The 23,090-nt window shown below is 50.2% G+C and carries 20 protein-coding genes; 9 read left to right on the top strand and 11 right to left on the bottom strand.

Features of this window, described 5'->3' with window-relative positions; genetic code table 11:
- Position 1 precedes the first annotated feature (1 nt).
- Complete coding sequence (locus tag OEY64_11120; protein ID MDH5543501.1) at positions 2-532, top strand: OmpH family outer membrane protein; 531 nt, start codon at positions 2-4, stop codon at positions 530-532.
- A 136-nt stretch (positions 533-668) separates the two neighbouring features.
- On the opposite strand, the gene OEY64_11115 is transcribed toward OEY64_11120, so the two are convergent.
- Positions 669-2,801 (bottom strand): penicillin-binding protein activator, encoded by a 2,133-nt coding sequence (locus OEY64_11115; GenBank protein ID MDH5543500.1) that lies wholly within the window; start codon positions 2,799-2,801, stop codon positions 669-671.
- Complete coding sequence (locus OEY64_11110) at positions 2,791-4,149, bottom strand: sigma-54 dependent transcriptional regulator (protein MDH5543499.1); 1,359 nt, start codon at positions 4,147-4,149, stop codon at positions 2,791-2,793. The genes OEY64_11115 and OEY64_11110 overlap by 11 nt, the downstream gene beginning before the upstream one ends.
- Positions 4,150-4,344: 195 nt before the next feature.
- On the opposite strand from OEY64_11110, the gene OEY64_11105 reads away from it, so the two are divergent.
- A complete protein-coding gene (locus tag OEY64_11105) occupies positions 4,345-5,073 on the top strand; it encodes a hypothetical protein (protein MDH5543498.1) in 729 nt (242 codons plus the stop codon).
- A 17-nt stretch (positions 5,074-5,090) separates the two neighbouring features.
- The gene (locus OEY64_11100; GenBank protein MDH5543497.1) at positions 5,091-5,831 is read left to right on the top strand and encodes an FprA family A-type flavoprotein; all 741 of its coding nucleotides are present in this window, start codon (positions 5,091-5,093) and stop codon (positions 5,829-5,831) included.
- Positions 5,832-5,849: 18 nt separating this feature from the next.
- On the opposite strand, the gene OEY64_11095 is transcribed toward OEY64_11100, so the two are convergent.
- The 7 genes from OEY64_11095 to gap form a co-directional block, all read right to left on the bottom strand.
- Positions 5,850-6,230, bottom strand: a complete 381-nt coding sequence (locus tag OEY64_11095; protein MDH5543496.1) for a YraN family protein — start codon at positions 6,228-6,230, stop codon at positions 5,850-5,852.
- Between the two features lie 2 nt (positions 6,231-6,232).
- Positions 6,233-6,796 (bottom strand): ribonuclease HII, encoded by a 564-nt coding sequence (locus tag OEY64_11090; protein MDH5543495.1) that lies wholly within the window; start codon positions 6,794-6,796, stop codon positions 6,233-6,235.
- A complete protein-coding gene (locus OEY64_11085; protein MDH5543494.1) occupies positions 6,777-7,529 on the bottom strand; it encodes a 1-acyl-sn-glycerol-3-phosphate acyltransferase in 753 nt (250 codons plus the stop codon). The genes OEY64_11090 and OEY64_11085 overlap by 20 nt, the downstream gene beginning before the upstream one ends.
- Before the next feature lie 81 nt (positions 7,530-7,610).
- The gene (locus OEY64_11080) at positions 7,611-8,336 is read right to left on the bottom strand and encodes a 1-acyl-sn-glycerol-3-phosphate acyltransferase (protein ID MDH5543493.1); all 726 of its coding nucleotides are present in this window, start codon (positions 8,334-8,336) and stop codon (positions 7,611-7,613) included.
- Complete coding sequence (locus OEY64_11075) at positions 8,337-10,088, bottom strand: GAF domain-containing protein (protein ID MDH5543492.1); 1,752 nt, start codon at positions 10,086-10,088, stop codon at positions 8,337-8,339. It lies immediately after the preceding gene.
- Between the two features lie 113 nt (positions 10,089-10,201).
- A complete protein-coding gene (locus OEY64_11070) occupies positions 10,202-11,407 on the bottom strand; it encodes a phosphoglycerate kinase (protein MDH5543491.1) in 1,206 nt (401 codons plus the stop codon).
- A complete protein-coding gene (gene gap / locus OEY64_11065) occupies positions 11,404-12,411 on the bottom strand; it encodes a type I glyceraldehyde-3-phosphate dehydrogenase (GenBank protein ID MDH5543490.1) in 1,008 nt (335 codons plus the stop codon). Before gap ends, OEY64_11070 begins: the two co-directional genes overlap by 4 nt.
- Before the next feature lie 125 nt (positions 12,412-12,536).
- Between gap and OEY64_11060 the strand changes: the two genes are divergently transcribed.
- The 6 genes from OEY64_11060 to OEY64_11035 are packed head-to-tail and all read left to right on the top strand — an operon-like array spanning position 12,537 to position 20,186.
- Complete coding sequence (locus OEY64_11060) at positions 12,537-14,978, top strand: DNA internalization-related competence protein ComEC/Rec2 (GenBank protein ID MDH5543489.1); 2,442 nt, start codon at positions 12,537-12,539, stop codon at positions 14,976-14,978.
- Positions 14,975-15,559, top strand: coding sequence for a phosphoribosyltransferase family protein (locus OEY64_11055; protein ID MDH5543488.1), 585 nt, complete (start codon positions 14,975-14,977; stop codon positions 15,557-15,559). The genes OEY64_11060 and OEY64_11055 overlap by 4 nt, the downstream gene beginning before the upstream one ends.
- A 43-nt stretch (positions 15,560-15,602) precedes the next feature.
- Positions 15,603-16,874 (top strand): phosphoribosylamine--glycine ligase, encoded by a 1,272-nt coding sequence (purD, locus tag OEY64_11050; protein ID MDH5543487.1) that lies wholly within the window; start codon positions 15,603-15,605, stop codon positions 16,872-16,874.
- Between the two features lie 4 nt (positions 16,875-16,878).
- The gene (locus OEY64_11045) at positions 16,879-18,390 is read left to right on the top strand and encodes an ABC transporter substrate-binding protein (GenBank protein ID MDH5543486.1); all 1,512 of its coding nucleotides are present in this window, start codon (positions 16,879-16,881) and stop codon (positions 18,388-18,390) included.
- 51 nt (positions 18,391-18,441) lie between these two features.
- Positions 18,442-19,365 carry an ABC transporter permease gene (locus tag OEY64_11040; protein MDH5543485.1) on the top strand — a complete coding sequence of 308 codons (924 nt, stop codon included), beginning with the start codon at positions 18,442-18,444 and terminating at the stop codon, positions 19,363-19,365.
- Positions 19,362-20,186, top strand: a complete 825-nt coding sequence (locus OEY64_11035; protein MDH5543484.1) for an ABC transporter permease — start codon at positions 19,362-19,364, stop codon at positions 20,184-20,186. The genes OEY64_11040 and OEY64_11035 overlap by 4 nt, the downstream gene beginning before the upstream one ends.
- A 130-nt stretch (positions 20,187-20,316) precedes the next feature.
- Here the strand turns inward: OEY64_11035 and OEY64_11030 are convergent, their stop codons facing one another.
- Together OEY64_11030 and OEY64_11025 are read right to left on the bottom strand one after the other, a co-directional pair.
- Positions 20,317-22,050, bottom strand: coding sequence for a methyl-accepting chemotaxis protein (locus tag OEY64_11030; protein MDH5543483.1), 1,734 nt, complete (start codon positions 22,048-22,050; stop codon positions 20,317-20,319).
- A 140-nt stretch (positions 22,051-22,190) separates the two neighbouring features.
- The coding region (locus OEY64_11025; GenBank protein MDH5543482.1) for a response regulator at positions 22,191-23,090 on the bottom strand (900 nt) is incomplete at its 5' end.

The raw sequence follows: 23,090 nt of genomic DNA, 5'->3' as shown, positions 1-23,090 counted from the left end.
TATGCTTTCCAGGATTTTATTTTCCATCGCGCTGGTTGCGCTTTTAGCGACAGACGCAGACGCAAAAGAGATGAAGATCGGCATTATCGATATGCAAAAGGCGCTGAACGAATCCAAGGAGGGAAAAGTCGTCCTTGAAAAGATGAAGGAAAAGCTCATGAAGGAACAGGACATTCTCGCCAAGAAAAAGGATGAATTGAAAAAAATGGAAGACGAACTTCAGTCCCAGGGTTTCATGATGGATGAGGCCAAAAGGAACAAGAAGGACCAAACCCTCAGGAAACTTTCACGCGAGTTCGAAAGGTACCGTGAAGACAAGCAGACCGAGTTTATGGCCGAGCAGAGAGATGCCACCGAAAGGATATACAAAGAAATTTTGAAAACACTGAACAAATACGCCGCTGAAAAAAACTTCACGCTTATACTTGAAAAGGGGCAACAGGCTCCTGGCGTTCCTGGCTCCCTCATATATCATGACAACTCGCTCGATATCACGAACGAAATAATCACGCTATACAACAGCAAGAATTAGGCGCTGGAGTTCCCCGGCAAATGAATGTTGCCGGGGACAGCAATGATAGCGACATCGCACAGGGAGAATGATCAGGAGCATGAGGCTTTATGCCGGCCTTGGCGCCTCCTGATTGATAATTAACAAAGGAATGTGACTAAGGTTTCTTCCTTTTCTTTTCCACTTTGCCCTTTTTCGCTTTTGATACCGGACCCTTTTTTATGACCTCCGGCAGCTCTTCCTCTTTCTGGGCGGATTCGATGAAATCCATCTCGAATTCAACTGTCTTCCCGTTCCTGACGGTCAGGAGGTATGGCGTTTTTACGAGACTGCTGTCCATGCCTCCGCTGAATTCTCCGCTCACCCCGATGTAGGGGGGAAGGTTCACAAGCGCGTCCCATATCCTGCTCCTAGTATCGGCTCCCGATTCTATTGACGAAAGAAGAATGTTCACCGCGTCGTAAACTCGCGCGGCGTCGATGCCGGGATTCAATCCAAAAGAATTCCTGTAATTCTTGTTAAACGTCCTGATGGCGTATTTCCTGGATTCGGGAAAATACTCCGCGGGGAAAAGCGATCTTTCGGAATGTCTCTGCGCAAGCCTGAAATAATCGCGGTGACTGAAATATCCGCCGCCTATCACCTGTGCGCTGGACAAATTGTAGAAGACTAGCTCGGGAACCAGAAGTCCGGCATTGACCGCCGGCGCCGGAATGAATACGGCATCGTAATTAAGTTTCAGCCCGACCGAAAAATTATCCTTTGTGAGAGGTAATTCCTTGTAGTCGGCAATGTAGGGAATCGTATACCCGTTTTGGTATTTCATCTCCAGCAGGTCATTAATCTCCTCCGGTGTTCTTTCTTCATCTTCCTTCACATAGGCGTAAATGAGGTTTCTTATCTGCGAATCCTTCATCCCTCCTATCGCCCTTATCTGCGGGCCGAAATCGGTCGCTTCCGGCTCATATGGCAATGCTTCGACAACTTCCCCGTTATGCGCGGTAAATTTGGTCGTGAAGGAATCTACCATGCGCTTCCCGTACTCGCTATCAGGGTAGAGTATTACAGCCCGGAAAAAACCGAGCCTTTCAACGGCCATTTCCCCGAGGATATCCCCTTCCCTGTCTTCAGTCACGCCAATCGGGAAACGGTACATTCTGGACATCTCGTACGTCTCCATGGAATACTCCGGCGAAAGTATCGGCATCCTGTATTTCGGCGCGACTGACAACGCCTCTGAAAGACCATCTTCAGTAAACGGCCCGATTATCGCCACGACGGAATTATCCTCTCCAAGTTCCGCTATCGACGGCGCTACCGTAGAGGATTGGCTAAGCGTATCCTTGATGACAAGTTTCACGTTCCCTTTTTCCACGATATTATTGTTCATGGAAAAGGCGAGCTGAATACCCTTCATTATCTCAATCCCTCTTTTGGAATTCTCTCCCGTCAAAGGGAGAACGCATCCGATAGTAATCACGCTTCCGGCCTCTTTCTCCTCCTGCGCTTCCTCGACTAATTCATCAGGCAGCTCAAGCCCTGGGAATAATTTCTCCATCCTTTTCTTCAGCCTGCCGAGAGAATGCGAATCAGCGTTCCTTGTGTAGATCTGCGAAAGCTCGATGAATGCGACGTCTGCCGGAAATTTATTCTTATACAAGTCTATGACGTTCAGCAATTCCTTTTCCGAGAGAACGTTGTGCATGATGAGCTTTATCCGCCTTTCTGCCTGGCTCCTGTACAAGCCGGGAACGCCATAGCACTCGATAAACCTCTCAAGGGCGGACATATAGTTGCTGGAAAGATAGTTGTTCTCCCCTAGAAAATATAGAACGGTGGATTTCTGAAGCGCTGTCGTACTGCTTCTCAGTGCCCGCGTAAGGACATTTTCCGCATCTTCATACTGTTTCAGGTAAACAAGCGAAATACCCATATTGATGAATGAAACGAAGAAGAATTTCGAATCGGGGAAATATTTGACTACGCTGGAAAACGATTCATGCGCCAGCCTGTAATCCCTCATGTCAAGATAATCCTGCCCAAGATGGTACCAGGCGGAGGCCGTCTCCGGCTCCCTTGGGAAGTTGGCTATCATGATCTTGTACAGCTCTGTGGCGCGCTTCTGATCTTTTTTAGCTTCAGCTTTTTCAGCGGCGGCCGCAAGTTTCTTGATATCCCCCGTTATCACGCCGGATATCGGGGCCTTTTCCTTCGAAACGCATCCGGCAAACAAAAGCGCAAACAGCAGTGACGCCGCGAGAGCCGATACTCTTCTGCTTTTATAAATCATATTTCGACAACTTGTATCTCAAAGAACGCAAATTAACATTCAACAGTTTGGCGGCTTCCCTTTTTGAGCCCTTGCTCCTTTCCAGCGCCTCGGCGATGAGTCTCTTCTCTATCTGACCCAGCTTCCCTTCAAGGTCCAGCCCGTCACCCGGAAGGTTTAGCGCGGTTTCAAACTGCCCCGGGTTCCTGATGCTGTCAGGGAGACTTTCCATGGTTATCCAGTTGGAAGTCTCCAGAACCATCGCCCGCTCAACGACGTTCTCAAGCTCACGCACGTTTCCGCGCCAGCCGTAACTTTCGAACAACTTCATCACATCGGGCATAAATCCTTTCACTTCCCTTTTATTCTGCACATTCAATTTCAGTAAAAAGCTGTTCGCCAGCGCCGGTATATCCTCTTTCCTCTCGCGCAGAGAAGGGAGCTTTATCCGTATAACGTTCAACCTGTAATAAAGGTCTTCGCGGAATCCCCCTGTTTTCACCTCTTCCTCCAGGTTCCGGTTTGTCGCCGCAACAAACCTCACATCCAGAGGTATCGGGCTTGTACCGCCAATCCTTTGCACTTCACGCTCCTGAAGCGCCCTAACCAGCTTTACCTGGAGAGATACCGGCATTTCGGCGATCTCATCGAAAAAAAAGGTGCCGCCGTTTGCCGCCTCCAACAATCCGATCTTGTTTGAAACCGCACCCGTGAACGAGCCTTTCGTATAACCGAACAGCTCGCTTTCGAGAAGTTGCTCTGGGACCGCGCCGCAATTGATTGAAAGGAAATTTCCGTCCTTTCTGGGTGACAATTGGTGTATTGCCCTGGCGACAAGCTCCTTGCCAGTTCCGCTCTCCCCGGTGATAAGGATCGTGCTGGAAGAATCTGCCACGCGGATTATAAGATCCTTTACTCCATTGATCGGCTCGGAGTTTCCAACTATCTCACTTATCCCTTCCTTCCGCCTCAATTGATCCTTAAGCGAGCTATTCTCTCTTATTAAGGCGCGTCGCTCAAGCCCGTTTTTCACGATAAGCCTTATCTCGTCAACGTTAAATGGCTTTGTAATGTAATCATATGCTCCGAGTTTCATTGCCTCCACGGCGCTCTCCGCCGACGCGTAGGCCGTTACCATTACAACCGGCCTGTCGATGTCCATTCTCAAGGATGCCTTCAATATGCTTATACCGCCATCTGTCGGCATCTTCATATCTGAAATTACCAAATCTACCTCTTTCGACTCCAGAATATTCACAGCTTCATCGGTGCTTGAGGCGGTCTCTATCTCGTACCCTTCACCCTTGAAAAGGATCCCAAGCATCCCTACCATGCTCTCCTCGTCGTCTGCTATCAGTATGGTACTCATCAAATATCCTTCGTCGGCGAATTGCCGAAAAACTGTATTATAACGTAACGTCGGACAGCATCCTATTACCAAATTAGAATTTTCAAAAACTGCTATAAAAACGGATTTACCGACAATTTCTATTCCAGTGGAACATAATACATTACTAGAAACTTGAAAAATTGATTCCTCGCCTCAATAAGATAGAATAAACCCGTGAGCCTGAAATTAATGGAAGAGAGCCTGAAATTAAAGGCGATCGACGTAAACCTCTCCTTCAAAGGCATTATGGATTTGACCAGGCACTCAAGGAAACTTGCGATAAACGCCCAAGTCGCATCATCACGGATCGGCGCCGCCGGCGAACCGTTCTCCGTGCTGGTTAAGGAACTTATCGTCATGTCTGAGGAACTTACGCGCATGATAGAAGAAGTTGAAGACATATTTGCGAAAATGGTAAATCAGGTTGCGAAATGGAACGGCGAAAACAAAAGAGGAAAATTTTTTGCTGAAAGTTTGAATCTGATAATTGCCAAAGAAAAAGCGGAATCTGCTGAAGATGACGATGGAAACGAAACTGAAAAACCGGACAAACACCAGTTTTTGCCCGGTACAGCTGGGGAACATCTCGAAAGAATCCTTGAAACCAGCAAAAAAACAATAGCAGATCAGAGGGAAGGGCTTTTTGAAAACGCGCAAAAACTCGCGGGATTGCTGGGAGGGGTACGCAACATGACTCAGAAACACAGCAAATACCTCGCCATAACCGCCAAAGTGGAATCGGTACGGGTAAGCGACTATGGTGAAGACCTGATAATCGTCGCCGAAAACATATCCCAACTTACTGCCGATATCGCCAAAATACATGAGGATGCTGAAGAAGAAGTATACAAGCTGATAAAAATGATAGAAACATACAAACAATATCGCAAGGGTGTAAACTAAACTCGGAGGTACAGCTTATTAAAACCTATGAACTTTTTAATAAAAAAGGGAGACGCTGGCTCTTTTTTGGACGCGACCCCGATAAAAAAGATATTGTCATAGATACAAATGAATATCTCATCATGGAAAACGGAAAAGGGCTTCTGCTGGATCCGGGCGGCATGGAGATATTCCCTCCCGTTTTATCAACCATCTCCCGCGAAATAAAAATGGACGACATCGAAATTCTCTTCTGCTCGCACCAGGACCCGGATATATGTTCCTCTCTTTCCCTCTGGTTCGGAGTCTGCAAGAACATGAAAGTTTATGTTCCTTCGATATGGTCGCTGTTCATTCCCCACTTCGGGAGTGACAGAACTCTCTACCAGATACCGGACGCAGGGATGACCCTCCCGCTTGGCGGAAGCGACGAATTACAACTGATCCCTGCGCACTACTGCCACTCTTCTGGCAACTTTTCACTCTACGACCCCACTGCGAAGATCCTGTTCAGCGGAGATATAGGGGCGGCGCTTTTGCCAAAGGATAACAGCGGCATCTTTGTTGAAGATTTCGATAGACATGTCCAGTACATTGAAGGATTCCACAAGCGATGGATGCCTTCAAAGACAGCAAAAAACCAATGGATAGAACGGGTGAGAAAACTCGATATAAACATGATGTGCCCCCAGCATGGCGCGATATATAAAAAAGCCGAAGCGGAAAAGTTCCTGGACTGGTTCGAAGAACTAGAGGTAGGCTCCGCGGAAAATATCTGACCCTGCAAAAACCTGTTGCTAGAACGCGTTGGGGATTATCTCCAACTTCAGCTCCCCTTCGGACTCATCTATCGTAACCACGTCGAACCTGCAGTCCTGTTCATGAAGTCCGTTCCTGGCGATATACACCTCCGCCGCCTTTTTTATTTTTCTGATTTTCGCCGGGGTAATCCCCTCCAGCGCGGAGCCGAAATTTGAGTTTCTTCTCCCCTTAACCTCGCAAAAAACCAGGCATCCATCCTGCTCGGCAATTACATCTATCTCCCCTTCGCGGCAACTGAAATTCCTGTCAATGATCCTGTAGCCTGATTTCCTCATTTTCCGCGCCGCCATATCCTCCGAACTCTTGCCGAACTCAAGTGCTGCCAGCCTCGCCAGACGCGACAAGAATCCCGCCATGCCTATATACCTTTCACGCCTCTGAAACTCAGCCTGTGGATCGGAGAGGGACCATGTTCGGCGATCGCCTTTTTATGAGATGCTGTCGGATACCCCTTGTGTTTGGCAAAGCCGTATTGAGGATACTCTTCGTGATATTTTTTCATTATCCTGTCACGGGTCACCTTCGCAACGATGGATGCCGCCGAGATAGCCTCTATCTTCGTATCACCTTTTATGACAGCCTCCTGCCTGATATCCCCGCTGAAACCGCTGATAGTAAACTGTCCGTCGATTTGCAGCATTTCCGGCATTGGACTTATCATCTCCACCGCTTTTTTCATCGCCAGGAGAGACGCCTGAAGAATGTTTATTCTGTCTATCTCATCATGTTCCACAATGCCGATGCCGATCTCGGCTCCGCATTCGAACAGCCAGTCGAATATCCTTTCCCTCCGCTCCTCGCCGATACTCTTCGAATCGACAAGCGGATGAGGAGGCTTCCCCCCGTTCAGGATGACAGCGGAAGCGACCACCGGACCCGCGAGAGGACCTCGCCCCGCCTCGTCAACCCCCGCTATCCGCATCGTCCATCATCTTAATCTTTTCCTCATATCTTCTGTACTTCGCTTCAACTCGCCGCTTTATCCATTCATGCGTTGAGTCGAGATGCTTGTACTCCTCCTTCATTCTGGCAATCTCTTTCATTAGATAATCGGCAACCTCCTGCGATGTCTCCTTTGTATCCTCTCTCCCCCAAAATCTCGAAAAATCGAGAGGCTTTCCGTAAACCACGTAGAGCTTTTGAAAGAAATTGAGCATGAAGAGTCCCGGTATCACACAGTAATTCGTATTTATTACAAGTGTCGGTATTACCGGCACCCGCGAATCCCAGATGATCTTTCCCACGCCGGGGCGCCCACGGCCCAGCTTTCCGTTCTTCGAGCGCGTTCCTTCCGGGAAGATCATCACCAAGTGATCCCGCGTTATCTCGGCGGTCCTGTCGCGGGAGGCGTAATCGCTCTTCTTCCTCCTCACAGGGAACGCCCGGAGTATGTGCAGCACCCACCCCATCGGCGGAAAACTGAATAGCTCCTCCTTGGCCGGGGCCCACATCTGGCGGGATGAAAATCTGTTCAGCGCGAAATATGGGACAATAAAAACATCCCAGCCGGAGATATGATTCGGGGCAATAAGCGCTCCTCCGTTCCTTGGGATATTTTCAGTACCGATAACGTAGGATCTGAAAACGAGCCTGTAAAAGAAGTCGACGAAAAAGAAGACAATAAACCTGAAGAGGTTTTGAAGGAATACAATCACCGTCCGCTCCCTTTCATAAGAAACAAATCGGAAAACTCATTCTCTACCCTCCGGCCCGTTTTGCCTTCCGCCATACTGTCGTCAGGCGTCACTATTTCCCTGCTCCTGGCCGCCTGGTTTCTCGCTTGAAATATGCGGCATGCTATCCAGATGCCGATACTCTTCCTTGAGTTTCGCTATCTCGTCCATCAGATATTTTACTATCTGCCTGAAATTGTCTTTTGTCCCTTCACGGCTGAAATAAGGCTCCAGGTTCAGCGGCTTGCCGAAAACGACATACATTCTCTGTGAGAAATTCGGGAGCTTCCCCTTGAAGAGCCTGTTGGTATTTATAACCAGCGTTGGGACAACATTTACTTTCGATTCGTAAATGAGCCGCCCCATTCCAGGCTGGCCCGGTTTCAGTATCCCGTCCCTTGAACGGGTCCCTTCGGGATATATGACAACGATATTATCCTTCACCAAATCGATTATTCTCTGCATCCCCGCGACATCCCTGCTCTTTCGCTTTATCGGAAACGCGCGGAGTGATTTGAAGAGAAGCGCCGCCGGAAGAAACCTGAACAGTTCCTCTTTGCCGGGGCTGTAGAATTTTCTTGAGGAGAAGCGGCTCACAGCGAAGTAGGGGATTATCGGTATATCCATCCCCGACAGATGATTTGAAGCTATGAACACTCCGCCGCTTTTTGGAATATTTTCCGACCCTATTGAACCAGCTCGATATACAACGTGCAGGATGAGATCCATCACAAAGTAGGCGAGAAAGCGCCAGACATTGAGGAGAAAATCTTTCAAAGTGGAGAACACTTATGCCAGTTTCGCCTTCTCGGCGGTATCGCTTTCAACTTCATCTACACTGCCTGTTTCGGAAGACTCGCTTTCACCTGCTTCGGCAGCGGCATTTTTCTTCTTTTCCGCTTCCATTTTTTCATAGGTTTCCCAAACCCTTTCCTTGAGGAAAAGCGCCAGGAGGTCGGAATCTATCTTCCCATGGTCGGCCTCCGCCTGAAGAATGGAGATGACCTTTTCGATCGGCATTTTCTTCTTATACGGGCGGTCGGAGGCTGACAGAGCCTCATAGAAATCGACAAGATTGAGGATACGTCCACCAAGCGGTAGATCGTCCCCCTTCAATCCGAGAGGATATCCACTGCCGTCCACACACTCATGATGCGACCCCGCAAAAAGCGGCACATTGCGCAGGTGTTTCGTGAATGGGATCTGGTTAAGCATCTTGAGCGTGACCGATACGTGATCCTGCATCAGTTTTCTTTCGGATTCCAGCAGGGTACCTTTCCTGATGCTGAGATTTTCAATTTCGGACTCCGAAAGGTAATTGGAGGTCTCACCGTTGTGGGTGAACGTCTTTGTCCCTATGTTCCTTATTCTCTCCACCTTGTCATCGGACATGAACTCCCCGCCGGTATTCGACTTGACAATAAACTCAAGGTCGTCGCGAAGCTCTTCGAGTGTCGCCCCCAGGTTCTCTTCTCCTTTTTGAATCTCCTCGCCTGAATTGCCGTTCTGAAGAAGTTCAACCTTCTTTTCGAGCCACTCAGCTCGCAATACCGTCTCGATAAGCATGAACCTGGCCTTTACCAGTTCCACCTTGTCGCTTATCGTTTCCAGCTTTGTGGATTTGTCCATGATATGCACCGGAGTGGTGATCTTGCCAACATCGTGCATCCACCCTGCTATCAGTATCTCTTTGCGCTCCTCAGGGGTAAAGGTTATGTTCTTGAATTTTCCGGCGTTGGATTTGTTAATTACATCGCACATCAACTCACCCAGCTCGGCGACCCTCCTGATATGGCCGCCGGTGTATGGCGACCTTTCGTCGATCGCGGTAGCCATAACCTTTACGAACGAATTAAAGAGGTTTTCCATTCCCTGTATAAGCTGGGCGTTGGTGATCGCTACAGCGGCCTGAGAAGCAAGCGATTCCGTAAGCGACACCTTATCGTCAGGAAAAGGGATGACCGTTTCCGTCAATGTGTCGGTTGCATTTAAAAGCTGGAGAACACCTATGATCTCGTTATCCTGATTCTTCATAGGTACCACCAGCATGGAGGTAGATTTGTATCCTGTCGCGGCGTCGTATTTCCTGGGACCGGTGAAATCGAACTCTTTTGCTGTGTAAACATCCGGTATATTTACCGTTTCGCCGGTAATGGCGGAGTATGCGGATACGTTCTCCCTCACGAGATTAACCGGAGGCAGCGTAATCGGCGTGCCGGAAGTCCCCCCGGACCGCGTCTTGAAAGTATTGTTCACCATTATCTTGAAGACAAGCGCCTCCCCCTCTTTGGTGTAAAGGGTTCCAGCATCGGCGCTGGTAAACGACATCGCCTCATTCAGGATCATTTCAAGGAGTTTATCGAGATTCTTTTCTGATGAAAGCGCAATCCCGATGTCGGAGAGTTTTTTTATCTGATTGTCGAAATACCTGGCGTAGGAATCAAGAAATTTCTGGTTTTCCCTGCGTCGTTCCTTTTTCACTTCCCCGTTAGTGATCTTTGTAAGGTCCGACTCCCTCAAATTCTTTTTATTTTCCGACATTGTTCAAAAAACACCCCAGTTCTATTTATGAAACAGGCAATTGTACTTGCCGTGTACATTTTGTCACAAAAGAGGTGCAATAGGCAACGTAACGGCTGGAATAGGCCTAATTATCAATGCTTTTTATCCGGATTATCCGTAAGTGCGGCCAAAGCCGGAAGAACTTTCCCCTCAAGAAGCTCCAGAAAGGCTCCCCCCCCTGTGGATATGAAGGAGATGCTGTCTTCGGCGCCGGCGCGATGTACCGCAACATCGGTATCGCCCCCCCCTACGATTGTCGTGGCATAAGCGTTCGACACCGCGGAGACAATCCCCATTGTCCCCCTGGAAAAAATGTCCATCTCGAATACCCCCATCGGGCCGTTCCAGATAATCGTTCGCGCGTCCTGTAGTGCCTCCGAGAAAAGCTTAACCGACGCCGGTCCAATATCAGGGGCCACCCAATTCTCCGGAATCTCCTGCGAAGTGACAACCTTTGTCTGAGCCCTGGGATCTATCTTCTCGGCAACGACAAAATCGACGGGGAGGTAGAATTTCACACCACGCTCTTTCGCCTTATCCATGATCTTTCTAACGTCTGGTAGCATCTCCTCTTCAAGGATATTGTTCCCTATCTCACGTCCCCGCGCCTTGAGAAAAGTAAAGGCAAGGCCCCCGCCGACTATCAGTTTGTCCACCTTCTCAAGAAGGTTCAGCAGAACCGCTATCTTGGTGGAAGCCTTCGCCCCCCCGACGATCGCCACCACTGGATGCGCGGGATCGGAGACCGCCCTGTGAAAATAATCTATCTCCTTCTTCATCAGAAAGCCGCATGCCGATATCTTCATGAACTTCGTTATCCCCTCGGTGGAGGCGTGTGCGCGATGAGCGGAACCAAATGCGTCGTTTATATACAGATCCGCCAATGAGGCAAGCTTTTTGGAAAACTCAGGATCATTATCGGTCTCCTCCTTGTAGAACCTGAGGTTCTCCAAAAGGAGCACTTCCCCCTCCTTCAAATCGGCTACCTCTTTGTCCACCTCCGGGCCGATGCACTCCTCAACGAATTTTACCTCCTGCTTGAGAAGACGAGAAAGTCTCGCCCTTACCGGCTTCAGGCTCATCAACGGATTTCTCTTCCCCTTCGGTCTGCCAAGGTGGGATGCCAGAATTATCTTCGCTCCGCTGTCTATAAGGTGGTTAATCGTAGGAAGCGATGCCCTTATCCTTGTGTCATCTGTGATGTTCTGAAACTCGTCGAGGGGCACATTGAAATCGGTGCGGACAAAACAGCGTTTCCCCTCTACATCAATATCGCTAAGGCAGAGCTTGTTGTTCATAGACCCTTGCCCGCCATGAATTTCACCAGGTCAACAACCCGGTTCGAATACCCCAGCTCGTTGTCGTACCACGCGAGAACTTTGACCAGTGTCTTGTTCATCACTTTCGTAGAGAGTGAATCTACTACCGAAGAAGCGGGATTCCCCTGGAAATCCTTCGAGACAAGCGGCAATTCGCAATATTCCAGGTATCCTTTCAACGCGCCGCCGGAAGCGGATTTCAGTGCGGCGTTCACCTCATCAGCGGTGGTCTCCTTTTCTACCACGCATACAAGGTCGATCAGCGATACGTTCGGCGTTGGGACCCTTATGGCAAGACCATCGAGCTTCCCTTTCACTTCCGGCAAAACAAGACCGACCGCCTTCGCGGCGCCTGTCGTAGTCGGTATCATGGAAAGAGCGGCCGCTCGCGCTCTCCTCAAATCGCTATGTGGAAAATCGAGCACGTTCTGGTCATTTGTATAGGAATGAATCGTAGTCATCTGGCCAGAAACAAATCCAAATTTTTCTATAAGTACCTTAACGACCGGCGCAAGACAGTTGGTCGTGCATGAAGCATTTGAAACAACATGATGCTTTGCTTTATCGTACTTCCCCTCGTTGACCCCAAGCACAATGGTTATGTCCTCATCCTTCGCCGGGGCCGAGATGATCACCTTTTTCGCGCCGGCGTCAATATGCTTTTGAGCGTCAGCGCGTTTTGTGAAAAATCCGGTCGACTCGACAACGATATCAACCCCCATTTTTCCCCATGGAAGAGCCGCGGGATCGCGCTCGCTTAACACCTTGATCTTGCGGCCAGCTACCTTGATAACATCACCTTCAACGGTTACTTCGTCCGGTAGGTTGCCAAGTACCGAGTCATATTTAAACAGGTGGGCAAGGGTTTCAGGATTGGTCAGGTCGTTTACCGCCAGAAAATCAATATTTTTATCATGTAACGCGGCACGAAGGATATTTCGTCCGATTCGTCCGAAACCGTTTATGCCTACCTTTATTGCCATGTAAACCCCCTCAAAATTATTTTGATTTATCCGTTAATCTGACTTTACAACCTTTATATAATCCTGCATGTACTATATAGTCAACAAACTAAAAGGACTGTATCATTTGCGGAGGGAAACCTGATTTGATAAGGCTTTTACCTACGCCTTCTGCCGACCTATGCCTGGCTTTGATCACCGGCATTTTAACAGGAAGGCAATTCGGCTATTCAACCGCCAGCGTCTTCATAATAACATTTTTCACTCTTTGCATAATAGGCATTTCAAGGATTCCTTTAAAACTGCGTATCCTGATACCTGTTTTTTCGGCGGCTGGATTCCTGCTTATCAGCGGTTCGGAGGAAGATTTCCTCAAACCTGGCCATATCTCATCGTTTGCTCCACAGAACAATGTCACGATACAGGGAAAAACAGCCACTGGTTTCAGGTATTTTGGCGAGAGCTACCAGTTCCACCTCGAAACAGAATCCATTTCCTTCAGCGACAGAAAAAATCCCGCGCATGGTCTCCTGCTTGTTACTGTTTACCGTCGGGATAAAATGCCGCTCCCTGGCGATACGGTTACGCTGAAAAATGTCAAACTGATGCCGATAACATCATTCAGAAATATTGACGGATTTGATTACAGCCAATACATGGAAGATAAGGGGATCGGCGCTCGTACCGCGGTCCCGCATTCGTCGAAGATCACCATCGAGAGCCTCTCGGGTTTTCAAACTGACCCTTACCGGCTCGGCGAAAAACTGAGAAGAAAAGCGCACCAATACATCCAGAGCCATTTCAGAGCCGAGCTTGCGCCGGTGGCGGAATCCATGACAGTCGGGATAACCGACAGAATCTCCGGCGACGCCCGATGGCGCTTCACGACCAGCGGCTTGGCGCACCTTCTCGCCATTTCCGGCCTGCATGTAGGATTCATATCGGCGCTGTCATACGCCGTCCTATATTTCTTCTTTTTTCACTTGTTCGGGAAGTTCCACCCTGTCCTCACTCTTACCGGGTTTCATAAAAAAGCGGCGCTTTTCTTTTCACTTTTCGTCTGTTTTGTTTTCGTCCTTTCAACTGGAATTAAGATCTCCGCAGTCCGGGCGGGCATTATGGTCGGCGTCTACCTTGTTTCCGCCCTCATCGGCAGAGAAAAAGAGATTTACAATTCACTCGCGCTCTCCGCAATAATCATTCTGCTGTTCGATCCCGCCGCGCTCTTCTCGGCATCGTTCCAGATGTCATACATCGCCGTATTCGGGATCCTTCTTTTATTCGCCGGAGAAGGTACTGAAAAAGAGGAAATCGAAAATATCCGAACGGCGTCCCTTGTCGACAAGGTTGGGAAATTTCTGGTCATCTCCATTAAAATATCGATAGCCGTTACCTTCGCAACGGCGCCGGTAGTCCTGGCAAACTTTTTCCGCGTCCCGCTCGGAGGGCTTTTGGCGAACATCTTTGCCGTGCCGATGACAGCGGTTGCTGTTCCATCCACTCTTATAGGAGTATTTCTATACGATATCCACCCCGCGGTCGGTTCGCTCGTCGCATGGTTCGGCATTCTCTTTTTCGGAGGGATCAACTTTATCGCCGACTTTTTTTCCCGACTCGATCTTCTTACCATTTCCGGCCCGGCGCTCCCTTTGCCGGTGGTGATCATTTACTACCTTGTTCTCCTCTCATGGTTTTTTCGTCACAGATATCGAGTATGGTTTTCCGCTCTCCTCTTCATTCTGCTGGTTCCATTCTTTGTTTCATGGCCGAGGGAGAACACCGAAATAAGATTCTTCGATGTTGGGCAGGGTGACTCCTCTCTGATAATGCTAAAGGACGGACGAAACATCCTGATAGACGGAGGAATAAACAGGGGGCGGCTCGATATCGGCGAATATGTGATCGTCCCTGCGCTCGCAAGACTGAAGGTACGAAAGCTCGACGCCGTAATTGCGACACACGGCGACGACGACCACGCCGGTGGCCTTCTCACCGTTATGAAAAGGATTCAAATAGCGAAATATTACGACAACGATCAGCCCAAACATACGGCGCTCCTTGAACAGCTTCGAAGCGTGGCAAAGGAGAAGGGTATCCCGGTTTCCTCTCTGCGTGCTGGCGATTTCGTAGGAATGAAGGGGGATAGCCTTATGGTCATACATCCAGACCCCCGATTCGCGGCGGAAAATCCGAACTCCATCGACAACGACCTCTCAATCGCGCTGATGATATCTTCTGAAGGTTCCAGAATTCTGCATGCTGGGGACATGGAAAAAAATGCCGAAAAGAGGCTCCTTGAAAGGGGGATAGACCTTTCAGCCGATGTATTGAAAGTCGGTCACCATGGAGGGCAGACGAGCGCCACGGCATCATTCCTTAATAAGGTCAACCCCTCCCTTGCCATCATAAGTTCCGGCAGGTACAATCGCTGGAAAATGCCTTCCAAAACAACGGTAGAACGGCTCGAAAAAAAGGGAATTACGATAATGGACACCCAGAAGGAAGGGGAGATTGTCCTTACGCTTAAGGATGGCGAAATTTTAGCGCACAGTTTTGTCAACCGGGAGCCTGTTAAAATAGGAAAATGAAAAACAATAAGCGGACCATCCTCTTTACGCGCGACGAAATAGCCGAAAGGTTACGGGAGATAACCGCCAAGGCGCTGGAGAAGCTACCGCCAGACGCCGGAGAGATAGTCCTTGTTCCGCTTTTGAACGGGGCGGCAACCGCCTCAAGGATGTTTGCCATGTTCGTGGAAGACACGTTCGGGGGTTGCGGCCCCTGTTTGGGAGGCCCGGCCATAACGGAAAAACCGATGACCATAAAACGCTCCGATGGGACAGAATTGAGAACACCCGAATTAAAAGAGTTTCAATACACCCGCGAGGATTTCGAAGGGAAATTCGTGGTGATCATCGACGACCTTGTTGACGAAGGGGAAACATTGAAGCTCGCCTGGGACACGATATGCTCATTCAACCCGTCGAATCTCATATCCGTTGTCGTAGTAAAGAAGAGCAACATAGATACTGACAGCTACCTGACATACGCCTGCTTCGAACTCAACTACCCAATCGAATTGGCGCGCAAGCGGTGGCTTTACGGTTTCGGCATCGACATGAACGGCGAACACCGCGACCTCGATTACATAGAAGAAATTCAATTGTAAATTGATTTAATCCACCCTACTCTTCACGTTATACTTATTCCCAATGAAAATACTTGTAGTAGGTGGAGGGGGAAGGGAGCACGCCCTCGCCTGGAAGATCGCCCAATCGCCCCGCGTTTCCAGGATCTACTGCGCACCCGGAAATGCCGGGACAATATCGGTTGCTGAAAATATAGATATCAGAGCGGAGGATATTGAGGCGCTCCTCGCATTCGCCAAAAATGAAAAGATCAACTTCACCGTAGTCGGCCCCGAACAGCCACTAGTGGCGGGAATTGTCGACCTCTTTAAAAAGAACGGCCTTAAAATATTCGGCCCCTCCATGGAAGCGTCAAGGCTCGAAGGGAGCAAGATCTTCATGAAAGAGGTTCTAATTTCGGCAAATATCCCTACCGCCGAATACCACACCTTCACAAGTGCCGATGAAGCTATCGCCTACCTGAACGGCGTAAAAAAGTTTCCACAGGTAGTGAAGGCGGACGGACTCGCCGCTGGCAAGGGTGTGCTCGTCGCGCCAGACGCCGCATCAGCAACAGCATTCGTGAAAGATGTCATGGGCGAAAGGATCTTCGGCGATTCGGGGAACAGGGTGATCATCGAGCAGTTCCTCGGCGGAGAAGAGGCGTCGTACATCGTCGTAGCGGATGGAGAGAACTTCGTTCCCCTCGCCACATCGCAGGATCACAAGCGGATCGGCGATAACGACACCGGCCCGAACACGGGTGGGATGGGGGCATACTCCCCGGCACCGATCGTTACCGACAACGTGAGAAAAAAAGTCGATGAAAGAGTAATCAAACCGCTACTCGCCGAAATGAAAAGGAGAGGTTCCCCATTCACAGGTTTCCTTTACGCGGGGCTGATGATAGAAAACGGGGAGCCGTATGTGCTCGAATTCAACGTGCGGTTCGGCGACCCGGAGACACAGCCGATACTCTCACGCTACCCCGGCGACCTCCTCGACCTCCTTGAAGCGGCGGCAAATGGAGATGTCACAGGGATCGATCTCGAATGGCCGGAAAACGCATCCGTCTGCGTTGTAATGGCGGCGGGTGGATATCCCGGCTCATACGCGAAAGGAAAAACCATAGAAGGACTGGAGAAGAATTTAGACGGCGTAACCGTTTTCCACGCAGGGACCGGCGTGAAGGATGAAAAGGTGGTCACCTCCGGCGGGCGCGTCCTTGGTGTTACCGCCACGGCAAGAACGATAAAGGAGGCAAAGGATCTCGCATACAGCCGCGTAAAGGGCATCTCATGGGACGGCTGTTATTTCCGAAACGACATTGCCGACAAGGCAATAAAAAACCCATGATAATGTGAAACAGAAAATATTCGCGCTCTTCATCCTTCCCCTCTTCATCCTCTCATGCACTTCGAGAAAACCTCTCCCTGAGAATGTGCTCGTAATTGGAACAGAGACGGGGCCTTCCGTTCTCGATCCCCGCTTTGCCACCGACGCCATCTCCTCCACCGTGTGCGGCCTCATATACCCAGGCCTCCTTCGCAGGGATAAAAAACTTAACCTTGAACCCTACCTCGCGAAATCGGTCGATCAGCCTGACGACAGGACATACGTCATCCATCTTAGAGAGGGGATAAAATTCCATAGCGGCAAGGAGTTGACCTCTGCTGACGTCCGCTTTACGTTCGAATCTATCCTCGCCCCAGACAGCATCTCCCCAAAGAAAAATTCGTTTTCAAAGATCGAATCGATAGATACGCCGGACGAACATATTGTCATAATTAAATTAAGCGAGGTCTTCGCCCCATTTCTCGGAAACCTGACCATCGGCATCGTGCCCGAGGGGGCCGACGACCTCACAAAAGAGCCTGTCGGCGCAGGGCCTTTCGCGTTCTCGAATTACGAAAGGGGGGCGGAACTCGCCTTAAAAGGTTTCGACGGCTTTATTTTTGGAAAGCCGAAACTTTCCGGCGTGATATTCAAAATTATCCCGGATGAAACTGTGCGGATGCTTGCCCTTAAAAAAGGGGATATACATTTAATTTCCAACGGCGTCACCCCTGCGGTGCTCCCTTGGCTGGAAGAGCAGAAAAATCTGAAGATAGCGATGGAAACCGGGACTAACGTTTCATACCTCGGCTTCAACATGGAAGATGAAATTCTGAAAAATTCAAACGTGAGAAAAGCTATCGGACAAGCCATCGACCGCGATTCGATTATCAAATACCTGCTGAAAAATACCGCCGTAGAGGCGGAGAGCATAATCGCGGAATCGAACGAATTTTTCAATCCGAACCTTCGACGCACAGCCCACGATCCGAAATTGGCAAAAAAACTTCTCGACGACGCCGGATTCATTGAAAAGCCCGACGGCTCACCGCGCTTTTCGCTCACATACAAGACAAGTAAAAACCCGACCAGAAAAAAGATAGCGGAGATAATCGGCGAACAGCTGAGACAGGTCGGCATAGCTATAGAGATAAAGAGCTTTGAATGGGGAACCTTTTTTTCCGACATCAAGAGCGGAAACTTTCAGATCTATTCGCTTACATGGGTAGGGGTGGCGGACCCGGACATCTATTACTACATTTTTCATAGCGAAAGCCTCCCTCCGGACGGGGCCAACCGAGGAAGATATTTCAATACCGAGCTCGACTCCCTCCTCACCATCGGCAGAAAAACCGTTTCCCTGGAAAGGAGAAAAGAGATCTACAGCAAGGTGCAGGAAATGATCTCAAACGACACGCCATATGTCCACCTCTGGTTCGGCAAAAATATCGCGGTAATGGACAGACGGGTGCAAGGATTCGAAATTTACCCCGACGAGAGCCTCGACTCGCTGGCCGGCGTATACTTTAAGGAATGACGATGGATAGTACCGTTTGTAAAACCTTCAACAGCGAAGATGGATTGTAAAATGTTATCGTTTGTCCTGCGCAGGGTATCGCTACTCCTCCCGACTCTTTTCGGAGTAGTGACCGTGGTTTTCCTGATGATACATCTTATCCCCGGCGACCCTGTGGAGATAATGCTCGGCGAATCGGCGCAGTCTGCCGACAAGGAGGAGCTGAGGCGGCAACTAGGCCTCGACAGGCCGCTTGGCGTACAGTATGTTTCATACCTTGCTGGGATATTACAGGGGGACATCGGAACCTCCATTCACTCGCACGAGCCGGTGCTGAAAGAAATTGTTTCACGCTGGCCCGCCACAGCCGAGCTCGCGCTTTTCGCGATGCTCTTTGCGGTCGCGGTTTCCATCCCGCTCGGCGTTCTCTCCGCCGCAAGAAAGGATACCGCCGTCGACAAGGGGACGCTTGTCGCCTCGCTTTTCGGAATTGCGATACCGAATTTCTGGCTCGGCCCTCTACTCATCATGCTTTTCTCCATAGAGTTCGCCATACTCCCGGTCTCCGGCAGAGGGGGATTCGATAGCATCATCCTCCCGGCGATTACTCTCGGCACTGCGCTAGCCGCGATACTCGTTCGACTCACCCGCTCATCCATCCTCGAAGTAATGGGTGACGAATATATCCGCACCGCCCGCGCTAAGGGATTGAATGAAACCGCGGTCTATTTCAGGCACGCCCTTTCAAACGCGCTTATCCCGGTCATCACAGTTTCCGGCCTTCAACTCGGCGCGCTTCTCTCCGGCGCGGTCATTACCGAAACAATTTTTTCATGGCCCGGCATTGGAAGGCTGATGATAGAAGCTATCGAGGCGCGCGACTACCCGGTCGTTCAGGGGTGCGTACTCAACATATCGGCCTGCTATGTTTTCGTAAACTTCCTTGTCGACATTCTTTACGGAGTGATCGACCCGAGAGTGAGAGTCGATAGATGAACAGCGGAAAATACGGCGCAACGTTCCTCATCGGAGTAGCCATGCTTTCATTTTTCGTCATCGTGGCGCTCTTTGCCCCCCTCATCGCTCCTGCCAGCCCATTTGATCAAGAACTTCTGTTCGGTCTCTCCACGCCGGAAGCGGGGCACCTTCTCGGGAGAGATCTTCTTGGTCGGGATATATTGAGCCGTATCATTTACGGTTCAAGGGTCAGCCTGACGGTCGGCCTTATTACCATCACCGTGAGCGCGCTTGCCGGAACGATCATCGGGAGCATCGCGGGGGCGTTCGGTGGAAAGGTCGACGAGACGATAATGCGGATAATCGATATTGTCCTCGCATTTCCCGGAATACTACTTGCCATATCGATAATGGCGATACTCGGGCCGGGATTGTTCAATGTGGTCGTGGCATTATGCCTCACCGGATGGGTCGGCTTTGCAAGGATTGTGCGGGGACAGATACTTTCGCTAAGAGAGCGTGAATTCGTTCTCGCCGCCTCCGCCGCGGGAGCGAAACAGTCGAGACTTATCTTTCTGCATTACATACCAAACGCGAGCGCCCCCCTCATAATAGAGGCGGCATTCGGAATGGCGGCGGTGATAGTCGGCGAAGCGGGACTAAGTTTTCTCGGCCTCGGCATTCAGCCCCCCGCGCCAAGCTGGGGTGCAATGCTCAATGAAGGGAGATCGTTCCTCCTTATCGCCCCGCATCTCACGGCATTCCCCGGCATCTGTCTCATGCTCCTCGTGCTCGCCATCAATCTCACTGGCGACGGCCTGCGCGACATCCTTGATCCAAAATCAGATAAACGAATCTGATGTGAGCTGTCATCGCAGAAATTGATTGTCTTGCTCCGCTCGCGATCACTGAGAAATTCCACGCTACCGGAAAGGGGAGTTTCACATAATCCCGCAAGGGAGATGCCTGGAATAAATAACGAACTTCCTGTCAATCCTCGTCGTCGACGCGGAACTTGATAACCAGCTGTCGCAGGTCCTTCGCAAGCATCGAAAGGGAATTCGCGTTCTCCTTCGACGCCGACGCGCGATCGACCGACTCCTTCGCAACCTGGTTTATCTGGTCGAGATAAATAGTCACTTCGTTTACACCAGTGGAAACCGACCTGGCGTTCTGGGATATCCTGTTGGCTGTGTCGGATGAACTTGTGATCGACCTCTCAAGCTCGCGCGCCGCCGCTGTCTGCTTACCTACCAGCTCGGATATCCGCACAGATATGCGGTTTATCTCCGTTACAACATTGGATATAGCCTCAACGGAATCGGACGCGGTCTTTGCGCTCTTCCCTATCTCTTCCACCTTCCTCCCTATCTCGGAGGCGGCGGATGAGGCCTGCCCGGCAAGCTCTTTAACCTCTCCCGCTACAGAGGCGAATCTCTTCCCCGGTTCCCCGGCGGCCGATGCCTCGATGGTCGCGTTCAACGCAAGAAGATTGGTCTGCTCCGCGATATCCTCTATCGTCTCAAGTACGCCACCTATCTCCCCTATCGAGAGGCTCAGGTTTTCCAGAAGCGCCCTGGTCCTTTCGGTCTGCATGTTCGCCTCACCCGCAATCTGAAGTTCGCGGCTCGATTTCGATGCCACCTCCGCGATTGAGGCGCCAAGTTCCTCGACTGCCGAGGCGGTCAGCCTTATGGAGTTCGATATCCCTTCCGCGAGGCTGGCAACCTCCGCAACCGTCTCGGAGAGCTTGCCGGCGGACTGCGTGAGAAACTTTGAGCCAGATATCCCTTCGGTGGAATTGCCGGACAACTGCTTGGAACTCTCCGATACCTCCTCCGCCGCGCTTGAAAGGAGATTTATCTCCGACTTTATCCCTTTCACCATCGAGCCGAACCGGAACGCCATGTTGTTTATCGCGTCGGCCAGATCCCCCATCTCGTTCCTGAAATCTATCTCAGCCGACGAAGTGAGATCGCCGCTGGATAGCTTTTTGACCGTATCAATCATCGACCTAACAGGGGTAATGACAAGTCTCCTGAGCAACATGTAGATAGCAAGGAACGCCACAAGAAGCATGGCTGACGCCAGATAGGCAAACTCATTTCTTATACGCGCCGACTCGCCGAGAAAAGACTCCATCGACATTGAAACCCTTACGACGCCTCTTAGCGTGTCGCTGTCGTAGCCGTGGCACGCCATGCACTCATCGCTCGAAACTATCGGGAAGAATATCGTCATGAACTGCCGCCCCCCCATATCCTCGAAAAACTTCACCGGTGTAAATCCGGCGGAAGCCTCGCTGAACTTCTCCATGTTGACAGAGTACCTGTTGAACCCCGCGAAGTTCTCGTCCGCCCTGTACTGGTTATCGTGATGCAGGGCAAAGATGTCGGTTTCCAGAAAATTGTTCACCGCTGTTATCGTCTCGCCGTCGGCAAACGCCTCCCCGCCCGACTTGCGCAATACCTGGATTATCGCCCCGCTGTTCGCCTTCTTGACATTCTTTATCCAATCAAGAAGTATCGATGCGTTACCGGAAAGCATTATGCTTTTCATGGATGAAGATATCGTGCCGGAGAGGAGGGTAATCCGCTCCTCCATCCCCTTCTCGAATCCGCTGGTCACCGACCTCGAAAGGGAGGTTACCCCAGCGGCGAGCCCGAAAAGCGCCAGAATGAACGCGACGAGCATGAACTGCTTTCCAATAGTATCAAATTTCATTTAGGCTACAATTATATATCGTATTTCCCGGAAAACTACCGGCTCTTATAAAACTACGCTATTCCCCTTTCGCAGTGTGGAGTAATTGCTGAAACTACAGGAGACGGAAAAAGCCAGCCGGCTGAACAGGAAGAGGGTATTTATTTGCCCAGCTTTTTTACGAGCGAGACGGACGCCCCGTTCTTCTCATACGTTACGGAATCAAAATACCCGATAGCCATGACGATTCCCCTTCCGTTCGGCATCGTGATCCTTTCAAGTACCTCGTCCTTCGACATCCGAAGATATTTTTCGTAATTGAAACCTTTGCCGCGATCTGTGATGTTTACCGCCACCTGGTTGCCGACGGCGGAAAATTTTACCTCTATCGTATTTGACGATTGTTTGCACCTTAAAAATTCGTCGTACACACCTTTGTTCAGCAGAGTCTCCTTCTCATGTTCGCCGAGACCAAGATTGCCGTGCTCATGCGCGTTCACGAGAAATTCGTAAAGGTAGTTTATGAACTTTTTAGTTTCGTGCACGTCGGAATATTCTGAAATCTTGTTTTCCACCCAGAGGCTAGCCTTGTTTATCGAATCGAGGTCTGAAGGTATTTCGATGAAGGCCAGGTTGTTCAACCCTGATATCTCTTCCATATCAACCACCTTGCCGGGATGCCTCAACGCGGCGTTCTTCACGACCGACACGATTATGTTACCGGTGGACGGCTTCACAAGGTAATCACGCACGCCGAATTTGATGAGATCCATCGCGTAGCTAGCGTCGCTGTGCGTTGTGATGATTATGAAAGGGAGGAGTTGCGTATCGAAGTTATATTTGGCAAGCTCGAATCCGTTTACCTCCGGCATGTTGAGGTCGCTGAGAATAACGTCGAACTTTCTCCCCGATTCCAGGAATTCTATCGCTTCCCGTCCGTTTCCGGCCTTTTGCACAAGGAAACCCCTGCTTTCAAGAAGATTCGACAGAAAAACCGAATAGACAAGGCTGTCCTCCGCAAGAAGAACGCTTACCTTTTTCTTATAATCTTCATATTCTTT

The sequence above is a fragment of the Nitrospinota bacterium genome (assembly GCA_029881495.1).
Classification (GTDB): domain Bacteria; phylum Nitrospinota_A; class UBA7883; order JACRGQ01; family JACRGQ01; genus JAOUMJ01.
Note: the sequence above shows the minus strand (reverse complement) of the source record. Positions and strands in the feature narration are given on the sequence as shown.

What these genes read in the sequence shown, in the direction of transcription:
- OEY64_11120 (MDH5543501.1), top strand. Translation starts at nt 2, where the DNA reads ATGCTTTCCAGGATTTTATTTTCCATCGCGCTGGTTGCGCTTTTAGCG.
- OEY64_11115 (MDH5543500.1), bottom strand. Translation starts at nt 2,801, where the DNA reads ATGATTTATAAAAGCAGAAGAGTATCGGCTCTCGCGGCGTCACTGCTG.
- OEY64_11110 (MDH5543499.1), bottom strand. Translation starts at nt 4,149, where the DNA reads ATGAGTACCATACTGATAGCAGACGACGAGGAGAGCATGGTAGGGATG.
- OEY64_11095 (MDH5543496.1), bottom strand. Translation starts at nt 6,230, where the DNA reads ATGGCGGGATTCTTGTCGCGTCTGGCGAGGCTGGCAGCACTTGAGTTC.
- OEY64_11090 (MDH5543495.1), bottom strand. Translation starts at nt 6,796, where the DNA reads ATGCGGATAGCGGGGGTTGACGAGGCGGGGCGAGGTCCTCTCGCGGGT.
- OEY64_11075 (MDH5543492.1), bottom strand. Translation starts at nt 10,088, where the DNA reads ATGTCGGAAAATAAAAAGAATTTGAGGGAGTCGGACCTTACAAAGATC.
- OEY64_11070 (MDH5543491.1), bottom strand. Translation starts at nt 11,407, where the DNA reads ATGAACAACAAGCTCTGCCTTAGCGATATTGATGTAGAGGGGAAACGC.
- gap (MDH5543490.1), bottom strand. Translation starts at nt 12,411, where the DNA reads ATGGCAATAAAGGTAGGCATAAACGGTTTCGGACGAATCGGACGAAAT.
- OEY64_11055 (MDH5543488.1), top strand. Translation starts at nt 14,975, where the DNA reads ATGAAAAACAATAAGCGGACCATCCTCTTTACGCGCGACGAAATAGCC.
- purD (MDH5543487.1), top strand. Translation starts at nt 15,603, where the DNA reads ATGAAAATACTTGTAGTAGGTGGAGGGGGAAGGGAGCACGCCCTCGCC.
- OEY64_11040 (MDH5543485.1), top strand. Translation starts at nt 18,442, where the DNA reads ATGTTATCGTTTGTCCTGCGCAGGGTATCGCTACTCCTCCCGACTCTT.
- OEY64_11035 (MDH5543484.1), top strand. Translation starts at nt 19,362, where the DNA reads ATGAACAGCGGAAAATACGGCGCAACGTTCCTCATCGGAGTAGCCATG.
- OEY64_11030 (MDH5543483.1), bottom strand. Translation starts at nt 22,050, where the DNA reads ATGAAATTTGATACTATTGGAAAGCAGTTCATGCTCGTCGCGTTCATT.